We start from the raw sequence: 19263 nt of genomic DNA, 5'->3' as shown, positions 1-19263 counted from the left end.
GCCGAAGAACTCATCTACGCGGTCAACGAACTCAAGCACAGTACACTAGCATCACCCTCCACTCTGGATCTGGATCAACCCTTTGTTCCCGACTATAACGCTTCGGCCAACCAGACGCTGATTAGAACTTCAACGGGCATCTGGACCACAGTATACAATGAAGCTAACCGTGCGGTGAGCTTCATCAGCCAGGACGGCAGTACGGTGGTGGAATGCGGCTACGACTACCGAGGGCGCCGTTACATGAAGAAAGTAACTGACAGAGTTGAAACGATATCTATGAATCGTACATCGTATTTGGTGTTTTTGATCAGGCAATAGGCAAGTTTATACAAGAATTATCGACAACGTTAAAATGTATGATTCTTCGTGATAGGCAAAAAATACTCATCAAGAAAGAGATCAACGGCTCCAGTGCCTGGAGACATCCAATTTCTCCATAACATCTTCCTTACATACCCTGCATGACCTGCCCCCTCCCTCGGGATCAGGCATCCGCAGTCGCGGAGGCCTGGGAACGCTCCCGCCTCTCCCCCTCATCTACTCCAACTCTGAGAACGAACGCTTCCTCATTGAAATTTCAGGAAAAACCCTGCGCGTCTTCTCTCTCGCCTCCGCGAGGAATTAGTCCAATTTGACGCGGAATTCGGGGAGGAAAAGGCTCTGCACAGGAAGCGAGTAAATAAGCTTCTCCTCTTCATCCATCCGGCATACCCCGCATGTTCTGAAACGCGAAAACTATCAAAGGAAGTTCGAACCCTGCTCCTTCAAGGTCCCTTGACGCCACCCCGGCCACCGAAGAGTTTCTGAGGCGTTCAATGATAAGATTAACTTGAGGCTGCAAAAATTGAAGCTTTATCTTTCACACCCAGATTTACGATGTACTGGGACGATCGGGTTCCCTATCATGCAGAAAAGGCCGTAATGCCCGCGCTTATTTCCCGAAATTCCCCCGTTCCGCCCCATGCATGACATCCTATGGCTGCTCCTGACGTCCCTGCTGACCGGCTGGATGATGTTCAGGACAAGGAAGGAAGAACATTTTTCCGGTAAGAAACAGGTTCAGGAAATCGTTAACAAATACAAACTCCTTGCTGAGTTTGCCGGCTCCCTATTCCTCATTCTGTTATGCCTGTTGCTCGCATCCGCCGTTTTCCTGTCAAACGGATGTCCGGAAACGGCTCTTTTCCTAGCCACCCTGTACATGGTGGCTTTAACAACCGCCACAGTTATCCACCTGCTTTGCCGCATCCGCAAGAATTGGGATGAACATGATTTTTACATGGCCATGGCCAATCGGACAGGAATGTCTCTCAGGCGCCTGAAGCAACTGAAATTTTTCCTGCTGATTGCGGCTTGCTCCGGACTGGTTTGTTCAGCCTTCCGGGTTTTGCCCAGCAGGTAAGGAAAAAGTTATTTCCCGGCCACGGAATGAAGAGGAAACAACCCTTCCTGAAAACGGAGGGGGCATCCGGCTTTTCCAACAAACTTCCCCGTCAGGAAAAACCATTGCGCCAGCGGAAGGAACAGGCCCGTCAACCGTATGGATACGGAAAGAACGGCCCCTCGGGACGCCTTCTTCAAAGGAGAGCGTCCGCCCCGCCCGGAAAAGGCCGTTCCGGCCCGGCACGAGCGGTTTCCGTTCAGCGTCAGGACATCCCGCCAGCAAAATATGCCCGCTTATAGAGTTGCTTCCGGCAAGGATTTTAAGGTAGACTGTTTGCCGATACTATTCCACCTCCCTTTTCCATGCCTGCCGACGATTCCCTTTCCATGGACCAGATTTCCGCCCTCTTCCCCCAGCTGGAAAACATCCAGCTTGTCGGGGCCAAAGGCCCCCAGCAAATTTTCACCGCCACCCTGAAATCCAATTTCGCTCCCGTCATGCTGCGGGTGGTTCCCACGGAGGAAGCCGGAGTCTTCGGCTGGGATCCGGAATTCATCGTCCGCTCCCTCACCATTGTGGAACAGGCGCACCAGGGCCTTCTGCGCGTTTACGAAGTGGGACAGGCAGGACCGTTCACCTTCATCATTTCCGAACACTCCCCCTATCCGCGCCTGGCGGACCTGGAAACCCTCCCCCAGATATCCCCCCAGGCGGCGCTCAACCTGGTGCGGAACATGGCGGAAGGCCTGCTGACGCTGCACCGGAAAAACATCTTTCACGGCGGCATCACGCCCAAACTGATTTCCCTGCGCGCGGACGGCGGAGACGCCCTGCTGCTGCCCATCAACATTTATCCCGCGCAGCCCCCGGTAGACATGGGGGACTTCGCCTCTCCGGAATGGGTCACCGGGGCGGAAGCCGCCTTCACGCCGGGCATGGACATTTACGCCCTGGGGCTGACGCTCTACATCCTGCTGACCCGCAAGACGCCGATGGAAGCGGGCTTCGCCATGCCCTCCACACTGATCAAGTGCAGCGACGCCGTGGACGCCGTGGTCTCCCGGGCCATCAATCCGGACACCCGCGAACGCTACCGGAACCTGGGGGACTTTATCACGGACCTGGACAAGGCCATCGCCAGCCCCACGGGAAGAAACGCGGCAGCCATTCCTCCCCGGCCGTCCTCAACGCCCGTCCCCGCCATGAATATGCAGAAAGGGCAGACCAATGTTTACTACTACCTTATCCCGGCCCTGATCGTAGGCATTGTGCTGACCTACACCTGCATCCTGTACAAGAAGGACGTCGTCAGAATGCGCAATGACTACAACGAACAGGTGCAGAAGGAAAACAACGCGAAGGCGGATGAGGCGAGAAAAGCGAACAGGGAAGCGCGCCGCCATGCTCCGGCAACGCCTGCGCCCTCTGCCCCGGCCGTCGCGGAAAACACCACTCCGGCCCCTGCGGTTCCCGCACCTGCCCCGCTCCCGCATCCGGAACCCGTGCCTGCAGCTCCCAAACCCTCCGCCGAACCCGGCAAAGTCAACTGGAGCCTTCAGCCCGGCGTCAAGGTGCGCCAGAGCTCCAACCGCAACATACTGGGCGCCTACGGTCCGGAAAAGGCCGTGGACGGCAATACCAGCTCCGAGCTTTCCGACGTTTCCATCAGCGCCACCGGCGTGGCGGAAGGAAAAACCGCCTGGTTCGGCATCGACTTCGGCAAGGAGACCAACCGCACCATAGAAAAAGTGGTTATTTACACGCCAGCCAACCTGACTCTGCTGGGCACCATGGAGGAATTCAAGGTGATTCTGTACGACAATGACAAGAACGTGCTGGCGGAAAAAACCTTCAACACCACACCCTCGGAAAAATCCACCAACGTCACCACCTGGAAGCTGGAAGCTCCGGTCAAGGCGCGCGCCCTGCGCGTGGAATCCACCGATCCGGCCCATCCGCTGGCGCTGACGGAAGTGGAGGCATACGGCCCGGAAGAAGCGGCGGAAACACCGGCCCCCGCACCTGCGGAAGAATAATGCCTGCGGAACCGTTTTCAGCCGGAATTCCGCCCCTCCGGAAGCTCGGCGTCCTCTTGTTCCTCCTGTGCCTGTTTGCCCTGACGCTGGCCGGGGGCACCTTCTATCTGCTTTTCCACGATCTTCCCCTGATTCAGCAAGCCATCTCGGAAACGCTGGCTCAAACCATGAAGGAACTCCAGGAAGGGGACCGCGCCTCCCTTTCCCTCTCCCTTGCCAGGGCGGAGGCAGGCTCCGCCGCTCCGTTTACGCTGGACGGCGGCCTGTTTTACCTGTCCATGGCCGGGCTGGTGGTCTGCTGGCTGATGCTGGTTTACCGGCTGGCGCAGAATGCGGAAACGGTGAAGAAGGGAGCCATGCGCGCCTCTCCCCTGCTCTGCGTCCTTTCCTTCTTCCTCCCCGTGGGCAATATCTGGATGCCCCTTCAAGCCATGCTGGACGTCAACAAGGCCCTCTCCTTCCCCGGCCCTTCACGCGGAAAAGGCTGGATATGGCTGGCCTGGGCCGTCAGCGTGCCGGGTTCCCTGCTCATCTTCCTGTATACGCTGTTCCAGCCCCTGTTCCATTTCTCGGAGACGCTCCGGGCATGGGCGGAAGAAAGCCCGGAAAACGTGCTTGCGCTGGACCGGGAGCTGGAAGCCCTGCTGAACGGCATGGTGCGCCCCGTCATCATGTACAACGGAACGGCCTTCCTGGTGAGCCTGGCAAGTTCCGTGCTGATGATGCTCCACTTCTATTTCCTGCAAAAGAGGCTGGCCAACCGCCTGCCTTCCTGATTAGCTCCCTCCCCCCGGCAAAGCCCCGCCGGAAGGAACGGAAAAGCCGGAGGACTTGTTCCATCCCGTTCCTTTTTCTTGCCGGCTTTCTTTCAGCCTCTCTCCCCCTTTCCGGAACTTTCACCGGGAAAAACCGTGTTGCCCTCACAGGGGGGTTCACGAAAATTTTTTCACGCCTTCCTTTCCCGTCCGGCCCCTTCTTCCTCCGGGGTGGAATAAAACCTTCCGGGCATAAAAAACCCGGCCTCGCCTCACGGCGGGCCGGGCCAGCAAAAATAGCAATTTTTCCGATTACCGGTTGGCGGACTTCACGATCATGGCGTCCTTGCCGATACGGCCGCGCAGGTAGTGAAGCTTGGCACGGCGGACTTTGCCTCGGTTCACGACTTCAATCTTGGCGATGCGGGGGGTGTGCAGGGGGAACACGCGCTCCACGCCTTCACCGTAGGAAATCTTGCGGACCGTGAAAGCTTCATTGATGCCGGAACCGCGCTTGGCGATCACGATGCCCTGGAAAATCTGGATACGTTCCTTGCCGCCTTCAATAACACGAGTGTGAACCTTGATGGTATCACCTACGTTAAATGGGGTCACATCCGCCTTGAGTTGCTCTTGCTCGATTTTGTTGATAATGTTCATCTTGTGTTATCTATTGCTGGTGAATATCAGTAAAAGGAAAACTTACGGGACGCAGAATATGGGCCATAATCCCCTAAAAGGCAATCCAAATTTGCCGTACGGCCTTAATTTTATTTTTTAGGCGGGGGCGGCGGCGGAGCTATCCTTGCATGCCACTCCTCCAGCGCCGGGAGAAAGGCGGAGGAAGACATGAGGGCGCGGACGCTGTCCATCCGCAGCAGGAAGGCCTTGTCCCCGCCCTGGGCGCGGTCCGCCAGCAGGGACTCCAGCAGAAGACGGGCGCGGGTGCGGGCGTCCGACGCGCCGTCAAGGGCGGAGAAAACCAGCTCCCCGGCCCGTGCTGGCTCCTTCCGGTACAGGTATTCCAGCGCCAGCGCTTCATAAAGGCAGGAGGAGGGTGCCTTCCGGGCGGATTCCAGCAGGCGCGCGGAACGGTCCCGCCAGCGGTCCCCGAACTGTACAGAGGAAGCCCACCAGCCCTGGAAATAGCGGTCCTCTTCCGTCGGCTTCACGTCCATGTTCTTCATGCGGGCGTACGGACGGTAGAGGGGGTCCCCGAACACCACCCCCTGCCAGGACAGTACGGGCATGCTCATCCAGGAGGCTTCCGCCACGGTATAGCCGTCCAGCAGGCGGTCCGCAAAAATGTCAAAGCGGTGACACGCGCCCAGGAACGGTTCATACACGTTCCCCACCGTCACGTCCGCCCCCTTTTCCAGCAGGGCGGAACTCCACCCCCTGCCGGGAATCTTGAAATCGGAGGCGCTGAAGGAATGCAGGTGCATGGCGACCGCTCCGGGCCGGAAACGGAAGGTTGGGTCCGTAAACGGACCGTTCGCATTCCCGGTGTACCAGCCGCAGTAAAGCGCCGTGTCCCGGCTCAGCGGAAATTTCTCCGGAAGAGTCTGGGGCCAGTCATCCAGGTAAACGGGGATTCCCGCTTCCCGCACGCGGCGGAACACGGCGTCCAGCCACTGGTCCCCCTGGGCGTAGGGGCCGCCCCGGTCCACCACCGCCCACCCCCACAGGCCCTTCTTCTCCACCTCCGCAGGTTCCGTGACCAGCCGCAGGCAGGTATCCGCCGTCAGACCGTCCAGGCGGCACACCAGGAACGTGGGCAGGCCGGAGCCCACAAAATCCTCCTTCCTGTCAAAATAGGGGTTTCCTACCCAGGCCTTCCTCTCATAACCGTCCACCGCCAGCAGCGCCAGTTCGGAATCCACGGCGGCGCGGTCCGTCTGCATCTGGTTGATATCCTTCCCGGGAGGGGGAACGGGCGCTTCATGCCGTATCTTCATTGGCAGGTCCGCCATCAGCACCAGCGCAAAAATCTTCCGGTCCATCATGGGGGCGGAGGCAATGCCGGACGGCACCCACCACCGCTGCTCCTGCGCCGTCCGCAGCAGGGGCGCACGGATCAGGTCTTCATACTCCTTCCGGGAAATCTCGTTGGCCGAGGGGCAGTCCAGGGAAACCAGGTTCCCTTCCGGCACGCCGCGCACCCGCGCATACTCCCTGGCCATGCGGCGGCTCAGCTCGGATTTTCCGTTGTAAACCACGGCCACATGGGCGGGCAGCAGCTCATAGGCACACGCGGCGGAAAACCACGACGCCAGCAGGAACAATACGGCTAATCCCCTCTTGAACATGCCCCTACCATACCTCATCTTCCGGGGCAATCAAGCAGGTGAAACGGAGCGGGCGCGATTTCGCCATTTTTCCGCTTTTCGCTTCACATCTAAAAAAAATCCGCTTTAATGGCTCCTGATGTATTGCAGGCTTCCACCTGCATTCCCTACAACCATCATACGCATATGATTCAACAAATTGACCATATCGGCATCGCCGTCAAGAGCCTTGACGCCACCGTTCCCTACTACCGTGATGCGCTCGGACTCGGAGAGCCCCACATTGAGGAAGTGCCCACGCAAAAGGTGCGCGTCGCCATGTTTGACGTTGCCGGAGTCCACATCGAACTGCTCGAACCCACCTCTCCGGAAAGCGCCATCGCCAAGGCCATCGAGAAGAAAGGGGAAGGCATCCACCACATCGCTTTCAAGACCAACGACATTGCTGACAACATCTCCCAGGCCAAGGAAGCCGGCCTTACCGTGCTGAACGACCCGCCCGTCCCCGGCGCGCACAATACGCAGGTCACCTTCCTGCATCCCAAGTGCACCTTCGGCGTGCTGACCGAATTCTGCCAGCACCCCGGCGGTTGCGGATGCGGCAAGTAACATTCTCCGAATCCACCATACCACTATACCAATGGCTATTGATCCCAAATTGATTGACGATCTGAACAGCCGCCGCAAGAAGGTCATCCTCAGCGGCGGTCAGGAAAAGATCGACAAGAGACACGAAAAGGGCGAAATGACGGCCCGCGACCGCATGGGGTACCTCTTTGAAGAAGGCACCTTCTCGGAAATCGGCATGCATGTGCGCCACAACTGCCACAACTTCGGCATGGGCAAGAAGGAAATCCCCGGCGACGGCGTCGTTTCCGGCTTTGGCCTCGTGAACGGCCGTCCGGTCGCCTGCGCGGCCTCCGACTTCCTGGCCCAGGGCGGCTCCCTCGGCTACATGCACGCCATGAAGATTGCGGACGCCCAGAAGTACGCCCTGAAAGCCGGCATCCCAATGGTGACGGTGAACGACTCCGGCGGCGCGCGCCTCCAGGAAGGCGTGGCGGCCCTGTCCGGCTACGCCCAGGTGTTCTACAACAACGTGCTGGCTTCCGGCGTGGTTCCGCAGATATCCATGATCCTGGGGCCCTGCGCAGGCGGCGCGGCCTATTCCCCCGCCCTGACGGACTTCATCATCATGCGCAATTCCGGCAACGCCGGCATGTACATCACCGGTCCCAAGGTGATTGAACAGGTCACGTATGAAAAGTGCACGATGGACGACATCGGCTCCGCGGCCATCCACGCCTCCGTGTCCGGCAACGTCCACTTCGTGGCGGACAGCGACGCGCACGCCCTGGACATCCTGAAGAGGCTCCTTTCCTTCCTTCCCGCCAACAACGCGGAAGAACCGCCCCACAAGCTGGACACCCCGCTTGACCTGAGCGCGGACGAAGGCATGAGCGACCTGATTCCCGGCGACAACCGCACGCCCCTGGACGTCCAGCCCATCATCAGCCGCCTGGTGGATGACGGGGATTTCCTGGAAGTGCACAAGGACTTCGCCAAGAACGTCGTCGTCGGCTTCGGCCGGGTCTGCGGCGTGGTGGTCGGCATCATCGCCAACCAGCCCAACGTGAAGGCCGGCTGCCTGGACATCGACTCCTCCGACAAGGCCGCCCGCTTCATCCGCTTCTGCAACGCGTTCAACATCCCATTGGTGAACCTGGTGGACGTGCCCGGCTTCCTGCCCGGCAAGAACCAGGAACGCGGCGGCATCATCCGCCACGGCGCCAAGCTCATCTTCGCCTACTCCCAGGCCACGGTGCCCAAGGTCACCCTGATCATGCGCAAAGCCTACGGCGGCGCCTATATCGCCATGTGCTGCAAGGACCTGGGCGCTGACGCCGTTTTCGCCTGGCCCGGCGCGGAAATCGCCGTGATGGGCGCGGAAGGCGCTGTTCCGGTGCTTTACGGCCGCGAGCTGAAAGCCGTGGAAGACCCCGCGGAAAAGGCCAAGCGCCAGGGAGAACTTCTGGAAGAATACCGGGAGGCCTTCTACAACCCGTACGTGGCGGCCGGCATGGGCCAGATCACGGAAGTCATCAATCCGGAAGAAACCCGCGCCAAGATCGCCTTCGCACTGCGCACCCTCCTGAACAAGAAGGAAGTGCGTCCGGCCAAGAAGCACGGCAACATTCCGCTCTAACATCCATCTTAACGGATTCATATGTTACTTACGACACTCGCCTTTGCGCAGGGCATGGCCAACATCATGGAGAATCTGGACTACCAGATCGTCGGCATCCTGGTGGTCATGATGTGCCTGGGTGGCCTGGCCGTCATTCTGACCATCAGCGGCTCCATTGCCGCTTCCATCCAGAACAAGGCCAAAGCCAAGGCCGCAGCGGCCTCCGCCGCTCCCGCTCCTGTGCCTGCCGCCGCCCCTGCGGCAGCAGGCAAGCCGGGCATGACTCCGGAAATGCTCGCCATCCTCTCCGCAGCCGTGGACTCCGCCATGACGGAGCTCACGCCGGAAATGGTGGCCGTCATCTCCGCCGCCGTGGACGCAGGCCTGGACGGCATGAGCCACCGCATCGTGGAAATCAAGCAATCCCCGGGCTCCGGCTATGCGGCCGCAGGCAGGGCGGAAATCTTCGCCTCCCACCGCATCCGGCCCAGTCATTGAACCACTGCATTATTCACCCTTACCCCCGCCCCCGGCGGGAATCATTTAACTTAATATTCCATACCATACATTATTATGAAGAAACTTCGCATCACCGTAGACGGCAAGGTATTTGACGTATCCGTAGAACTCCTGGACCAGGTCTCCTCCACTACCTCCGCCCCGGCTCCGGCCCCGTTGCAGCCCGGCTCCCGCACCCGCAGCCTCCGCCCCTGTCGCGGCGCCCGCTCCGGCTCCCACGCCCGCCCCCGCCCCGGCCGCCGCGCAGGAGACGTGCCCAGCCCGCTCGCCGGCAAAGTCGTTTCCTGGACGTTGCCCCCGGCACCGCCGTGAAGGCCGGTGACCAGATCCTGACGCTGGAAGCCATGAAGATGAACACCATCATTTACGCTCCCGCCTCCGGCACGCTCACCGCTTTCTGCGTAAGCGCGGGCGACACGGTTCAGGAAGGACAGGCGCTGGCCAAGATTGGTTAATCCCGGCGGGAGCCGTCCGGTCCCCCTAACACAGGTCCGGACTCCGACTCAGACTAAAAACCGCTACAATAATTATTCCATATGAGTCTTTTTGATTCATTAATCACCTTTTTACAGGGGATGGGCATCTTCTCCCTATCATGGCAAATGGTAGGGATGTGGGGCATTGCCGTTCTTCTCCTGTACCTGGGTGTAGCCAAGCAGTACGAACCTCTTCTGATGGTTCCAATTGCCTTTGGCGCATTAATTGCCAACATTCCGGACAACGGAATGCTCATCACCCAGCTGAACCAGCAGGTCATCTCCTCTAATAAGGCGGGGGAAGTGACCGCCACGTCCCTCAACAACGTGGGCTACCTGCGCGTTCACGTGGCCCCGCTCCAGCAGGCCCCCGTCAAGGTGCCGGCCAACCTGACCACGCCTGAAGCGCGCGCCCAGTATCTGGCAAACATGGAACAGCCCATGCAGGTTTACCCCGGCAGCCCGCTGACCGTCTCCCAGATCAAGCCCGTGCGGGAATCCCAGGAAAAAGCCAAGGCTGACGCCGCCCTTCTGGGGGACGACAGCCTGACGGTGGACCCCAACCTGAAGGACTTCCACAACGTGACGGAAGCGGACGCCAACGATCCGGTGTACCTGCTCACGAACGGTGGAGTCACCACCGTTCTGCGCCAGAAGGGAGTCAACTACTTTGACACGGAAGGTAACCAGGTTCCGGTGAATCTGGAAACGCAGAAGCTGGAACCCCTGGTGGTCTCCGCCGCAGGCAAGTACGTGGCCGTGGGCCAGCACACCCAGGAATTACTGGTCACCTCCATCCATGGGGGTCTGTACGACTGGATCGGGCTGGGCATCAAGGCTGAAATCTTCCCGCCCATCATCTTCCTGGGCGTGGGAGCCCTGACGGACTTCGGCCCGCTGCTCGCCGCACCGCGCACCCTTCTTCTGGGTGCAGCGGCCCAGGTGGGCGTGGCCGCCACGTTCTTCATGGCCCTGTTCATGGGCTTCACGCCCAATGAATCCGCCTCCATCGGCATCATCGGCGGCGCTGACGGCCCCACCTCCATCTTCCTGACGATGAAGCTGGCCCCACACCTGCTGGGCGCCGTGGCCGTGGCCGCGTATACGTACATGGCCCTGGTTCCGCTGATACAGCCGCCCATCATGGCGCTGCTGACCACGAAGAAGGAGCGGGTCATCCGCATGAAATCCCTGCGAACGGTCAGCAAGAGTGAAAAACTGTTCTTCGCCGTGCTGGTCACCATTGTCACCATCCTGCTGATTCCGGACGCCTCTCCGCTGATCGGCATGCTGATGCTGGGCAACTTCCTGCGCGAGTGCAAGGTGACGGAACGCCTGGTGCAGGCCTCCCAGAATGAAATCATCAACATCGTCACCATCTTCCTGGGGACCTCCGTGGGCCTGACGATGCAAGGTGACCGCTTCCTGCAGAAGGAAACGCTGCTGATCATTCTGCTGGGCATTGTCGCCTTCGGCGTAGCCACCGCGGGCGGCGTGATTGCCGCCAAGCTCATGAACCTCATCTGGCGCAAGAATCCGGTCAACCCCCTGATCGGTTCCGCAGGCGTCTCCGCCGTTCCGATGGCGGCCCGCGTCTCCCACAATGTGGGCCAGAAGTACGATCCCTCCAACTACCTTCTCATGCACGCCATGGGACCGAACGTTGCGGGCGTGATCGGCACCGCAGTCATCGCAGGCTACTACATCGCCACTCTGGCGAGATAACCTGATTTGAAATTATTCCAGGCCTCGGCCCATCCCATGAATTCCACCGCCCCATCCCCCACTCCTCCAGAGGAGGAAGGACCATGCGGCGACTGGACCTATCATGAATGGGCCGAGGCTTCTTCCACCAATGACCTGGCCCGTTCCCTGCCCCCCCGCCACATTGCCGTCTGCCGCGTGCAGAAAAGCGGCCGCGGCAGGTTCAACCGCAAATGGGTAGGGGAGGAAGGCGGCCTGTGGTCCTCCTTCACCGTTCCCCTGGATACTGCGGCCGGCGTACACTGGGGCCATCTGCCCCTGGTTGCAGGGCTGGCCCTGCTCAACATGCTCCGCAGCATGGGCATTGCCAACGCGCGCCTGCGCTGGCCCAACGACGTCCTCATAGGAAAATCCAAACTGGCGGGCATTCTTGTGGAGCGCCCCTCCGCGCACATGGCCGTCATCGGCATGGGCATCAACATTTTCAATGACGTGGCCTCTATAGCCGGAGAAATCAAGGACCCTCCCGCAAGGCTCGCGGATCTTGTTCAGGACTGCCCCTCACTGCATGACGTCATGGCTTCCCTCGGCAGGCATTTGGACCAGGTTTTTTCTACCTTTGCCCACGGCGGCATCCCCACCCTTCAGGAGGGGCTGGCGCAAGCATGGGCCGGGGAAAGGCCGGTTTCCATCCTTACGGATGACGAAACCATCCGGGGAATCTTTACGGGGATTGACGATCAGGGCAATCCTGTGGTATCCCTTCCGACCGGTTCCCTCCGGACCGTTCCGGCACATCTGATCAACAGGCTTGTTGAAGAACAAGCCTGACCGCTCCGTTGACACGGAGTTTCTTTCTCTTTCATCCAACAAAAATCACTGACATGAGTTACAAGGAACTAACACCAGAAGAAGCAGCAAGCCTGATTAAACACGGCCACCACATTGGCCTGAGCGGGTTTACTCCCGCAGGGACGGCCAAGGCTGTGACGGCTGAATTGGCAAAAATTGCAGAAGCGGAACACGCTAAGGGGAACCCCTTCCAGGTGAGCGTCTTCACCGGTGCTTCCACGGGCGATTCCTGCGACGGGGTTCTTTCCCGCGCCAAGGCTATTCGCTACCGCGCCCCCTACACCACCAACGTTGACTTCCGCAAGGCGGTGAACAATGGGGAAATCGCCTACAACGACATCCACCTGTCCCAGATGGCCCAGGAAATCCGTTACGGGTTCATGGGCAAAGTAGACATGGCCATCATCGAAGCCTGCGAGGTCACGGCCGACGGTAAAATTTATCTGACGGCCGCCGGAGGGATCGCTCCCACCATTTGCCGCCTTGCCGACAAGATCATCGTGGAATTGAACGCCGCCCACAGCAAAAATGCCATGGGACTGCATGACGTTTACGAACCCATGGATCCTCCCAACCGCCGTGAAATCCCCATTTACAAACCCAGCGACCGTATCGGGAAACCATACATCCAGGTTGACCCGAAGAAGATCGTGGGCATCGTGGAAACCAACTGGCCGGACGAAGCCCGTTCCTTTGCCGCGGCTGACCCCCTGACCGATAAAATCGGGCAGAACGTGGCGGACTTCCTGGCCGCCGACATGAAGCGGGGCATTATCCCCTCCACCTTCCTGCCGCTTCAATCCGGCGTGGGCAACATTGCAAACGCCGTGCTGGGCGCCCTGGGCCGCGACAAGACCATTCCCGCCTTTGAAATGTACACGGAAGTCATTCAGAACTCCGTGATCGGTCTGATCCGGGAAGGCCGCGTGAAATTCGGGAGCGCCTGTTCCCTGACCGTTACGAACGACTGCCTGGAAGGCATTTACAGGGATATGGACTTCTTCCGCGACAAGCTGGTGCTCCGTCCCTCGGAAATATCCAACAGCCCGGAAGTGATCCGCCGCCTCGGCGTCATCTCCATCAACACCGCCATTGAAGCCGACCTTTACGGGAACGTCAACTCCACGCACATCGGCGGCACGAAGATGATGAACGGCATCGGCGGTTCCGGCGACTTCACGCGCAACGCCTATATTTCCATCTTCACCTGCCCGTCCGTCGCCAAGGACGGCAAGATCAGCGCCATCGTCCCCATGGTCTCCCACCACGACCATACGGAACATGACGTCAATATCATCATTACCGAACAGGGCGTCGCCGATCTTCGCGGCAAGAGCCCGAAAGAACGGGCCCAGACCATTATCGAGAACTGCGTCCATCCGGATTACAAGAATATCCTCTGGGATTACCTGAAACTGTCCGGCGGCAAGGCCCAGACTCCGCAGTCCATCCGGGCCGCCCTGGGCATGCATGCCGAGCTGGCCAGGAGCGGAGACATGAAGAATGTCGACTGGGCCCAGTACAAGTAACCCATGTCTGCCGTCATTGCATTGGCGTCCATGACTTCACGTTAACCCTACAGGACCGCTCCCGCGCAGGGAGCGGTCCTTTTCCTTTTTCCCGTCCTTCTCCACTTCCCGCTCCTCTCCCATGAACTGGATGATTTACCCCGCAGCCAAGGCATTTATCAGAGCCTGCACCTTCCTCTTCGGAGCAGGCGTCACGGCGACCGTCCTCATTCATCTTTTCATGCCCCTTTTCCTCCACTGCCCACGGACAGCCGCGCCCTTCCTGCTTTTGGGAACATGGTCGGAACTAATCTCCATCCTGGCCCTGTCTTTCCTCCTATCCTGGGGAAGCAGGGTCCTGCTGGCTTCCCAGGGGAGCAGGATCACAAGAATTCTAAGCGCGCTGGCCTTCCTGCCCGCCCTGTACTCCCTCCTCATTCCGTTTGCGGGGATGCCCGTCTTATTGCAATACGCGGAAATGGACAAGGTTTGGGAGTCCTTCCTCCTTCTGGCGGCCATCATTTCTTTCTTTTCCTTCCCTTATACGGCGGGATACGGATCCGCAGGCAGAAGGACATTCCTGGCCTGGGGCATTGCGGCGGCAGGCTGCGGACTGCAAAGCGTCCTGTTCTTCCTCTCCACCCTGTTGCGGCAGTGCCTGTCCTCCGTGGCTCCCTCCCTGGCAACGCCAGCTGCGTGGCTGGCCATTATCCTGTCCTGCGGCCTCGAAATCCTGCTAGCGGCCCTTTCCGTTATTCTGGTGCGGCGCCTTTTTAAAAACGCCATGTCCATAGCCTCCATGCCGGAATTGATGAATCCTTCCATGCCGGACAGCCGCCCGTAGGCCCCTCTCTCCATTCCTACAGGCTTTCCGAAAGAGTTCCTGCCTCATCCTGCGAAATGAATGCGCGCGCTCCGCGCCGCGGCCCTTCTTACAGCCCGGGTGCGGCTCCCGGAGCGCCGAAGCCTTTTACGGCTTTGAATAAAAAACCGGCGGCATCATTTATCCGTCCGGGAACACGGCCGTCCCTACGGGCAGGCACTGCAAGGGAGGCACCCACGCCCTCCGGGAATCCCGGGCTACGGCAGGGAGCCAACGCAACCCGGGCCATTTTCCCAGGCAGGGGAAACAGGAGCGCCGCTCGGAACGTTACTTCACCAATTCGTCCAAATAACAGCCGTAGCCGTTATTTTTCATGGCTCCGGCCTGAATACGCAGCGTTTCTGCGGAAATCCAGCCGTTGTTGAAGGCAATCTCCTCCAGGCACGCCACCTTGAAGCCCTGGTGGTGTTCCAGGGTGCGGACAAACATGGAAGCCTCCAGAAGGGTGTCGTGCGTGCCCGTGTCCAGCCACGTATAGCCGCGCGCCAGCTTTTCCACGCGCAGAAGGCCCTGTTTCAGGTACTCCTGGTTCACGGAGGTGATTTCCAGCTCCCCCCGGGCGGATTTGGGAATCCTCTTGGCGATCTCCACCACCTGGTTGTCGTAAAAATAAAGGCCCGTCACGGCGATGTCCGACTTGGGCTTGAGCGGTTTTTCCTCAATGGAAACGGCCTTTCCTTCTTCATTGAACTCCACCACGCCGAAACGCTGCGGATCGTGCACCTGGTAACCGAAAATGGTCGCCCCGCTCGTCAGTTCAGCGGCGCGCCTCAACTTCTCCGTCAGGCCGCGACCGTAAAAAATATTGTCCCCCAGCACCAGGGACACGGTATCTTTTCCGATGAATTCCTCCCCGATGATGAAGGCCTGAGCCAGTCCCTCCGGCCTGGGCTGTTCCCGGTATTCAAAAGTTACGCCGAACCTGCTTCCGTCCCCCAGCAGATCCTGGTACAGAGGCAGGTCCCGCGGAGTGGAAATGACGAGGATTTCCCGTATCCCGGCCAGCATCAGCACGGAAATGGGGTAATACACCATCGGCTTGTCGTAAACGGGCAGCAATTGCTTGCTGACGGAAAGCGTGACGGGATGCAGGCGCGTGCCGCTTCCCCCGGCCAGAACAATACCTTTCATATCAATTTCCTAGCCATTGGTTCCCAGACGTTCCAGACGGTATTCCCCGGACAGGATTCCCCGCCACCAGTCCTCATGGTCCAGATACCACTGAATGGTTTTCCTGAACCCGGAGGAATGGTCCTGGCGCGGAGACCAGCCCAGCTCCCTCCGTATTTTGGACGCATCAATCGCATAGCGCAGGTCGTGGCCGGGCCTGTCCTGCACAAAGGTGATCTGCTCCCGGTAGCTCCGGCCGTCCGCGCGGGGCCGCAATTCATCCAGATGGGAGCACAGCAGCTCCACCAGCTCCAGATTCGTTTTCTCGTTATTGCCGCCGATGTTGTACGTTTCGCCGGGTTTTCCGGAGGAAACGACCGTCAGCAGGGCTTCGCAGTGGTCCTCCACGTACAGCCAGTCCCGCACGTTTTCCCCCTTGCCGTACACGGGAATGGGCTCGCCGCCCAGGGCCTTCAGGACGACCACGGGGATCAGTTTTTCCGGGAACTGGTAAGGGCCGTAGTTGTTGGAACAGTTGGTAATCAGCACGGGCAGCCCGTACGTATCATGCCAGGCGCGCACCAGATGGTCGCTGGACGCCTTGCTGGCGGAATAGGGGGAATGGGGGCGGTACGGCGTGGATTCCGTAAACAGGCCGTCCTTCCCCAGGGAGCCGTATACTTCGTCCGTGGAAATATGGTGGAAGCGGAAACGCTCCTTCTTCTCCCCCTCCAAGGAACGGTAATATTCCAGGGCGGCCTGGAGCATGGAAAAGGTGCCCATGACATTGGTGGTCATGAAATCCCCCGGATCGTCAATGGAACGGTCCACGTGGGACTCCGCCGCCAGGTGCATCACCCAATCCGGTCCGTATTCCCGCAGGGTGTTCCGCATCAGGGCGGCGTCCCGAACGTCGGCGTGCAGGAAGCGGTACGCCGGAGAATCCGCCGTGCCGTCCAGGGAACGGACGTTGCCGGCATAAGTCAGGGCGTCAATATTCAGGACTTCATGGCCGCGCTCAAGCAGCAGCCTGACCAGATTGGAGCCGATGAATCCGGCGCCGCCCGTAACGATAACTTTCATAACACTGTTTTCAGGGAAAGATGCGGCGCCATCATACAGCAGCGGCAGGGTTTTTCAAAACAAATCCGCCCATGCCGCCGGGAACATGGAGGCATGGGCGCGGAAAAGCGGGGGCAGGAACCGCGGAACCGGCTAGCAGCTCAGTTCCCGGCAGAGGTTGATGATGTCCGGATTCACGGAATACTGCTGCCCGGCCACGGCGTCCAGGGAGGCATAGCCGTACTGGCCGTCATGGTACACCATGATCTGGTTGATGTCCCCGTTGTTCAGGGCTTCCACGGCGCGGGTGGCAAAGCGGGTGCCCATCAGGCGGTCGCGGGCGGTGGGCGAGCCGCCGCGCTGCACATGGCCCAGCACGGTCAGGCGGGTGTCCATGCCGGCGCGTTCCGTCAGCCAGCGGGTCAGGTACTGCGCCACGCGGGTGCCTTCCGCCACCACGGCGATGATGCAGCTTCCTTCCTCATTGATGACGGGCTGGAGGCGCTTGTAAATGGATTCCAGGTCGTAAGGGATTTCAGGGACGATGCAGATGTCCGCCGCGCTGCAAAGGGCGGTGGTCATCGCCAGGTAGCCGCAGTCCCGGCCCATCGTCTCAATCACGAAGGCGCGGTGGTGGGAGCGGGCCGTGTCGCGGACGGAGTCGATGCAGTCCAGAATCACGTTCTGGGCAGTGTCCACGCCCAGGCAGTAATCCGTGCCGGCGATGTCGTTGTCAATCGTGGCCGGAATGCCGGCGAAGGGTACTTCAAAATCGTTGAAAAAGTCGTTCAGCGCGCGGAAGGAACCGTCGCCGCCCATGATAACGAGCTTGTCGATGTTGCGGTCCTTCAGGTGTTCGTAGGCCTGCTTGCGGAATTCATAATCGAAAAAGCGCTTGGACCGGGAGGAGCGGAGGAGAGTGCCGCCCCTGTAAATCATGTCGCTGGTCAGTTCCCTGGTGGCTTCCTTGATTTTTCCATCGATCAGTCCTTCCAAGCCGTCATAGACAACGTACGGGTTCATTCCAAGCTGGCGGGCATGATCCACAGCCGCCCTGATCGCCGGATTCATTCCGGCGGCGTCACCGCCTGATGTCATAATGGCTATTCCACTCATAAGTAATAAGGTTAACTTGTCCGGGGGGAAATGTTACCGGGCCGGGCAAATAATGCAAGCGCGGAGTTTTTGCTGGCGCAATAAACGGCAACGCTTCATGATGCAGCGGCATGAACGACACCGCAGCAGCCATTCTGAAGGCCACGGCCGCCCTCCGGGACGGTACGGAGCGGCTCCAGTTCGGAGACCCGGTCCACTTTACCTACAACCCGCTCACCTACGCCTGGGCGCCGCATGAGCAGTACGTGCGCGCCTACGGGAACGGGGAAAAGAGCCACTTCTTCCTGGGCATGAATCCCGGCCCCTTCGGCATGGCCCAGACGGGCGTACCCTTCGGGGAAGTGGATGCGGTCGTCAACTGGCTGCACATCCGCGGAGAAGTCGGCAGGCCGGAGCACACCCATCCCAAGCGTCCCGTGGAGGGCTTCGGCTGCCCTCGGTCGGAAGTCAGCGGGCGCCGCCTGTGGGGGCTCTTTGCGGAAGCCTTCGGCACCGCGAAAAACTTCTTCCGTCACAATTACGTGGCCAACTACTGCCCGCTGATCTGGATGGGGGCAACGGGAGCCAACATCACGCCGGACAAATTACCGGCGGAACAGCGCGCCGCCGTGGATGCAGTATGCATGGAGCACCTGGTTTCCCTAATCACCATCCTGAACCCGCATACGCTGGTAGGGGTGGGAGCCTACGCCACGCAGAAGCTGCGGGACGCCGCCGAACGGCTCCCCGGCAAAAGCTTCACCATCGGCACCCTGCTCCACCCCAGCCCCGCCAGCCCCATCGCCAACAAGCTCTGGCCGGAACGCCCCCTCCAGCAGCTTAAAGAGTTGGGCATTTTATGAAGGGTTGAGAGTTCAGAGTGGAGAGTTTAGTGATGGAGGGAATTACTAGAGTAAAAAGCAGGAAATTTGCTGTTCGGATCGTTCGTTTGTACCAGTTTTTGTGTAATGAGAGAAAGGAGTTCGTGCTTTCAAAACAACTGCTGAGAAGCGGTACCGGCATTGGAGCCAACCTGGCGGAAGCGGAATGCGCCATCAGCAAAAAGGATTTCCTTTCCAAAATTTACATTGCCTTGAAGGAATGCTCGGAAACCCTCTATTGGCTGGATTTGCTTAAAGACACCTCTTTCCTGATGGAAGAAATGCACGCCAGCATTTACCGGGATGGAGAAGAACTCAAACGCCTCCTCACCTCCACCACAAAAACCGTCTCCCTCCAAATCAAAAAATAATTCTTAATCTAAAACTCCACTCTCCACTCTCCACTCTCCACTCTCCACTCTCCACTCTCCACTCTCCACTCTCCACTCTCCACTCTCCACTCTCCACTCTCCACTCTCCACTCTCCACTCTCCACTCTCCACTCTCCACTCTCCACTC

General features: G+C 59.4%; 19 protein-coding genes. 14 read left to right on the top strand and 5 right to left on the bottom strand.

The features are described from left to right. Positions 1–964 precede the first annotated feature (964 nt). From M8N44_RS00105 to M8N44_RS00085, 3 genes are all read left to right on the top strand, one after another. Positions 965–1405, top strand: a complete 441-nt coding sequence (locus M8N44_RS00105; RefSeq protein ID WP_102729067.1) for a hypothetical protein — start codon at positions 965–967, stop codon at positions 1403–1405. Between the two features lie 344 nt (positions 1406–1749). Next, entirely contained in the window at positions 1750–3423 is a 1674-nt protein-coding gene (locus M8N44_RS13855; protein WP_283938713.1) for a discoidin domain-containing protein, read from the top strand. Then, entirely contained in the window at positions 3423–4199 is a 777-nt protein-coding gene (locus M8N44_RS00085; protein WP_102729069.1) for a DUF4328 domain-containing protein, read from the top strand. Before M8N44_RS13855 ends, M8N44_RS00085 begins: the two co-directional genes overlap by 1 nt. A 291-nt stretch (positions 4200–4490) precedes the next feature. Here M8N44_RS00085 and rplS read toward each other — a convergent pair whose 3' ends face one another. Continuing rightward, positions 4491–4838 (bottom strand): 50S ribosomal protein L19, encoded by a 348-nt coding sequence (rplS, locus tag M8N44_RS00080; protein WP_012419257.1) that lies wholly within the window; start codon positions 4836–4838, stop codon positions 4491–4493. Positions 4839–4948: 110 nt separating this feature from the next. Continuing rightward, the gene (locus M8N44_RS00075; protein WP_102729070.1) at positions 4949–6505 is read right to left on the bottom strand and encodes a TIGR03790 family protein; all 1557 of its coding nucleotides are present in this window, start codon (positions 6503–6505) and stop codon (positions 4949–4951) included. A gap of 147 nt (positions 6506–6652) precedes the next feature. On the opposite strand from M8N44_RS00075, the gene mce reads away from it, so the two are divergent. From mce to M8N44_RS00030, 9 genes are all read left to right on the top strand, one after another. Further along, positions 6653–7075 carry a methylmalonyl-CoA epimerase gene (mce, locus tag M8N44_RS00070; RefSeq protein WP_102722924.1) on the top strand — a complete coding sequence of 141 codons (423 nt, stop codon included), beginning with the start codon at positions 6653–6655 and terminating at the stop codon, positions 7073–7075. 31 nt (positions 7076–7106) lie between these two features. Continuing rightward, positions 7107–8672: an acyl-CoA carboxylase subunit beta gene (locus M8N44_RS00065; RefSeq protein ID WP_022395955.1), complete on the top strand. Its 1566-nt coding sequence runs from the start codon at positions 7107–7109 to the stop codon at positions 8670–8672. A 21-nt stretch (positions 8673–8693) separates the two neighbouring features. Then, positions 8694–9152: an OadG family transporter subunit gene (locus M8N44_RS00060; RefSeq protein ID WP_022395956.1), complete on the top strand. Its 459-nt coding sequence runs from the start codon at positions 8694–8696 to the stop codon at positions 9150–9152. A gap of 75 nt (positions 9153–9227) precedes the next feature. Continuing rightward, on the top strand, positions 9228–9485 hold the full coding sequence (locus M8N44_RS00055) for a hypothetical protein (protein WP_249852969.1): 258 nt from the start codon (positions 9228–9230) through the stop codon (positions 9483–9485). Continuing rightward, positions 9482–9628: an acyl-CoA carboxylase biotin carboxyl carrier protein subunit gene (locus tag M8N44_RS00050; RefSeq protein WP_249852968.1), complete on the top strand. Its 147-nt coding sequence runs from the start codon at positions 9482–9484 to the stop codon at positions 9626–9628. Before M8N44_RS00055 ends, M8N44_RS00050 begins: the two co-directional genes overlap by 4 nt. Before the next feature lie 81 nt (positions 9629–9709). Further along, complete coding sequence (locus M8N44_RS00045; protein WP_102713851.1) at positions 9710–11374, top strand: sodium ion-translocating decarboxylase subunit beta; 1665 nt, start codon at positions 9710–9712, stop codon at positions 11372–11374. A 36-nt stretch (positions 11375–11410) separates the two neighbouring features. Beyond that, positions 11411–12184: a biotin--[acetyl-CoA-carboxylase] ligase gene (locus tag M8N44_RS00040; protein WP_102729072.1), complete on the top strand. Its 774-nt coding sequence runs from the start codon at positions 11411–11413 to the stop codon at positions 12182–12184. Positions 12185–12237: 53 nt separating this feature from the next. Then, the gene (locus M8N44_RS00035) at positions 12238–13734 is read left to right on the top strand and encodes a butyryl-CoA:acetate CoA transferase (RefSeq protein WP_102729073.1); all 1497 of its coding nucleotides are present in this window, start codon (positions 12238–12240) and stop codon (positions 13732–13734) included. Between the two features lie 121 nt (positions 13735–13855). Further along, a complete protein-coding gene (locus tag M8N44_RS00030; protein WP_022397423.1) occupies positions 13856–14557 on the top strand; it encodes a hypothetical protein in 702 nt (233 codons plus the stop codon). A gap of 306 nt (positions 14558–14863) precedes the next feature. Here M8N44_RS00030 and rfbA read toward each other — a convergent pair whose 3' ends face one another. The 3 genes from rfbA to M8N44_RS00015 form a co-directional block, all read right to left on the bottom strand. Next, positions 14864–15727 carry a glucose-1-phosphate thymidylyltransferase RfbA gene (gene rfbA, locus M8N44_RS00025; protein ID WP_102729075.1) on the bottom strand — a complete coding sequence of 288 codons (864 nt, stop codon included), beginning with the start codon at positions 15725–15727 and terminating at the stop codon, positions 14864–14866. Between the two features lie 9 nt (positions 15728–15736). Beyond that, entirely contained in the window at positions 15737–16789 is a 1053-nt protein-coding gene (rfbB, locus tag M8N44_RS00020) for a dTDP-glucose 4,6-dehydratase (RefSeq protein WP_022397425.1), read from the bottom strand. Positions 16790–16921: 132 nt separating this feature from the next. Next, positions 16922–17866: a 6-phosphofructokinase gene (locus M8N44_RS00015; RefSeq protein ID WP_022397426.1), complete on the bottom strand. Its 945-nt coding sequence runs from the start codon at positions 17864–17866 to the stop codon at positions 16922–16924. Positions 17867–17994: 128 nt separating this feature from the next. Between M8N44_RS00015 and M8N44_RS00010 the strand changes: the two genes are divergently transcribed. Continuing rightward, a complete protein-coding gene (locus M8N44_RS00010) occupies positions 17995–18726 on the top strand; it encodes a uracil-DNA glycosylase family protein (RefSeq protein ID WP_022397427.1) in 732 nt (243 codons plus the stop codon). A gap of 32 nt (positions 18727–18758) precedes the next feature. Next, on the top strand, positions 18759–19115 hold the full coding sequence (locus M8N44_RS00005; protein ID WP_102729076.1) for a four helix bundle protein: 357 nt from the start codon (positions 18759–18761) through the stop codon (positions 19113–19115). Positions 19116–19263 lie beyond the last annotated feature (148 nt).

This window comes from Akkermansia massiliensis, assembly GCF_023516715.1.
Taxonomy (GTDB): Bacteria; Verrucomicrobiota; Verrucomicrobiia; order Verrucomicrobiales; family Akkermansiaceae; genus Akkermansia; species Akkermansia massiliensis.
The sequence above is the reverse complement of the archived record's forward strand: the minus strand, read 5'-3'. Positions and strand labels throughout refer to the sequence as shown.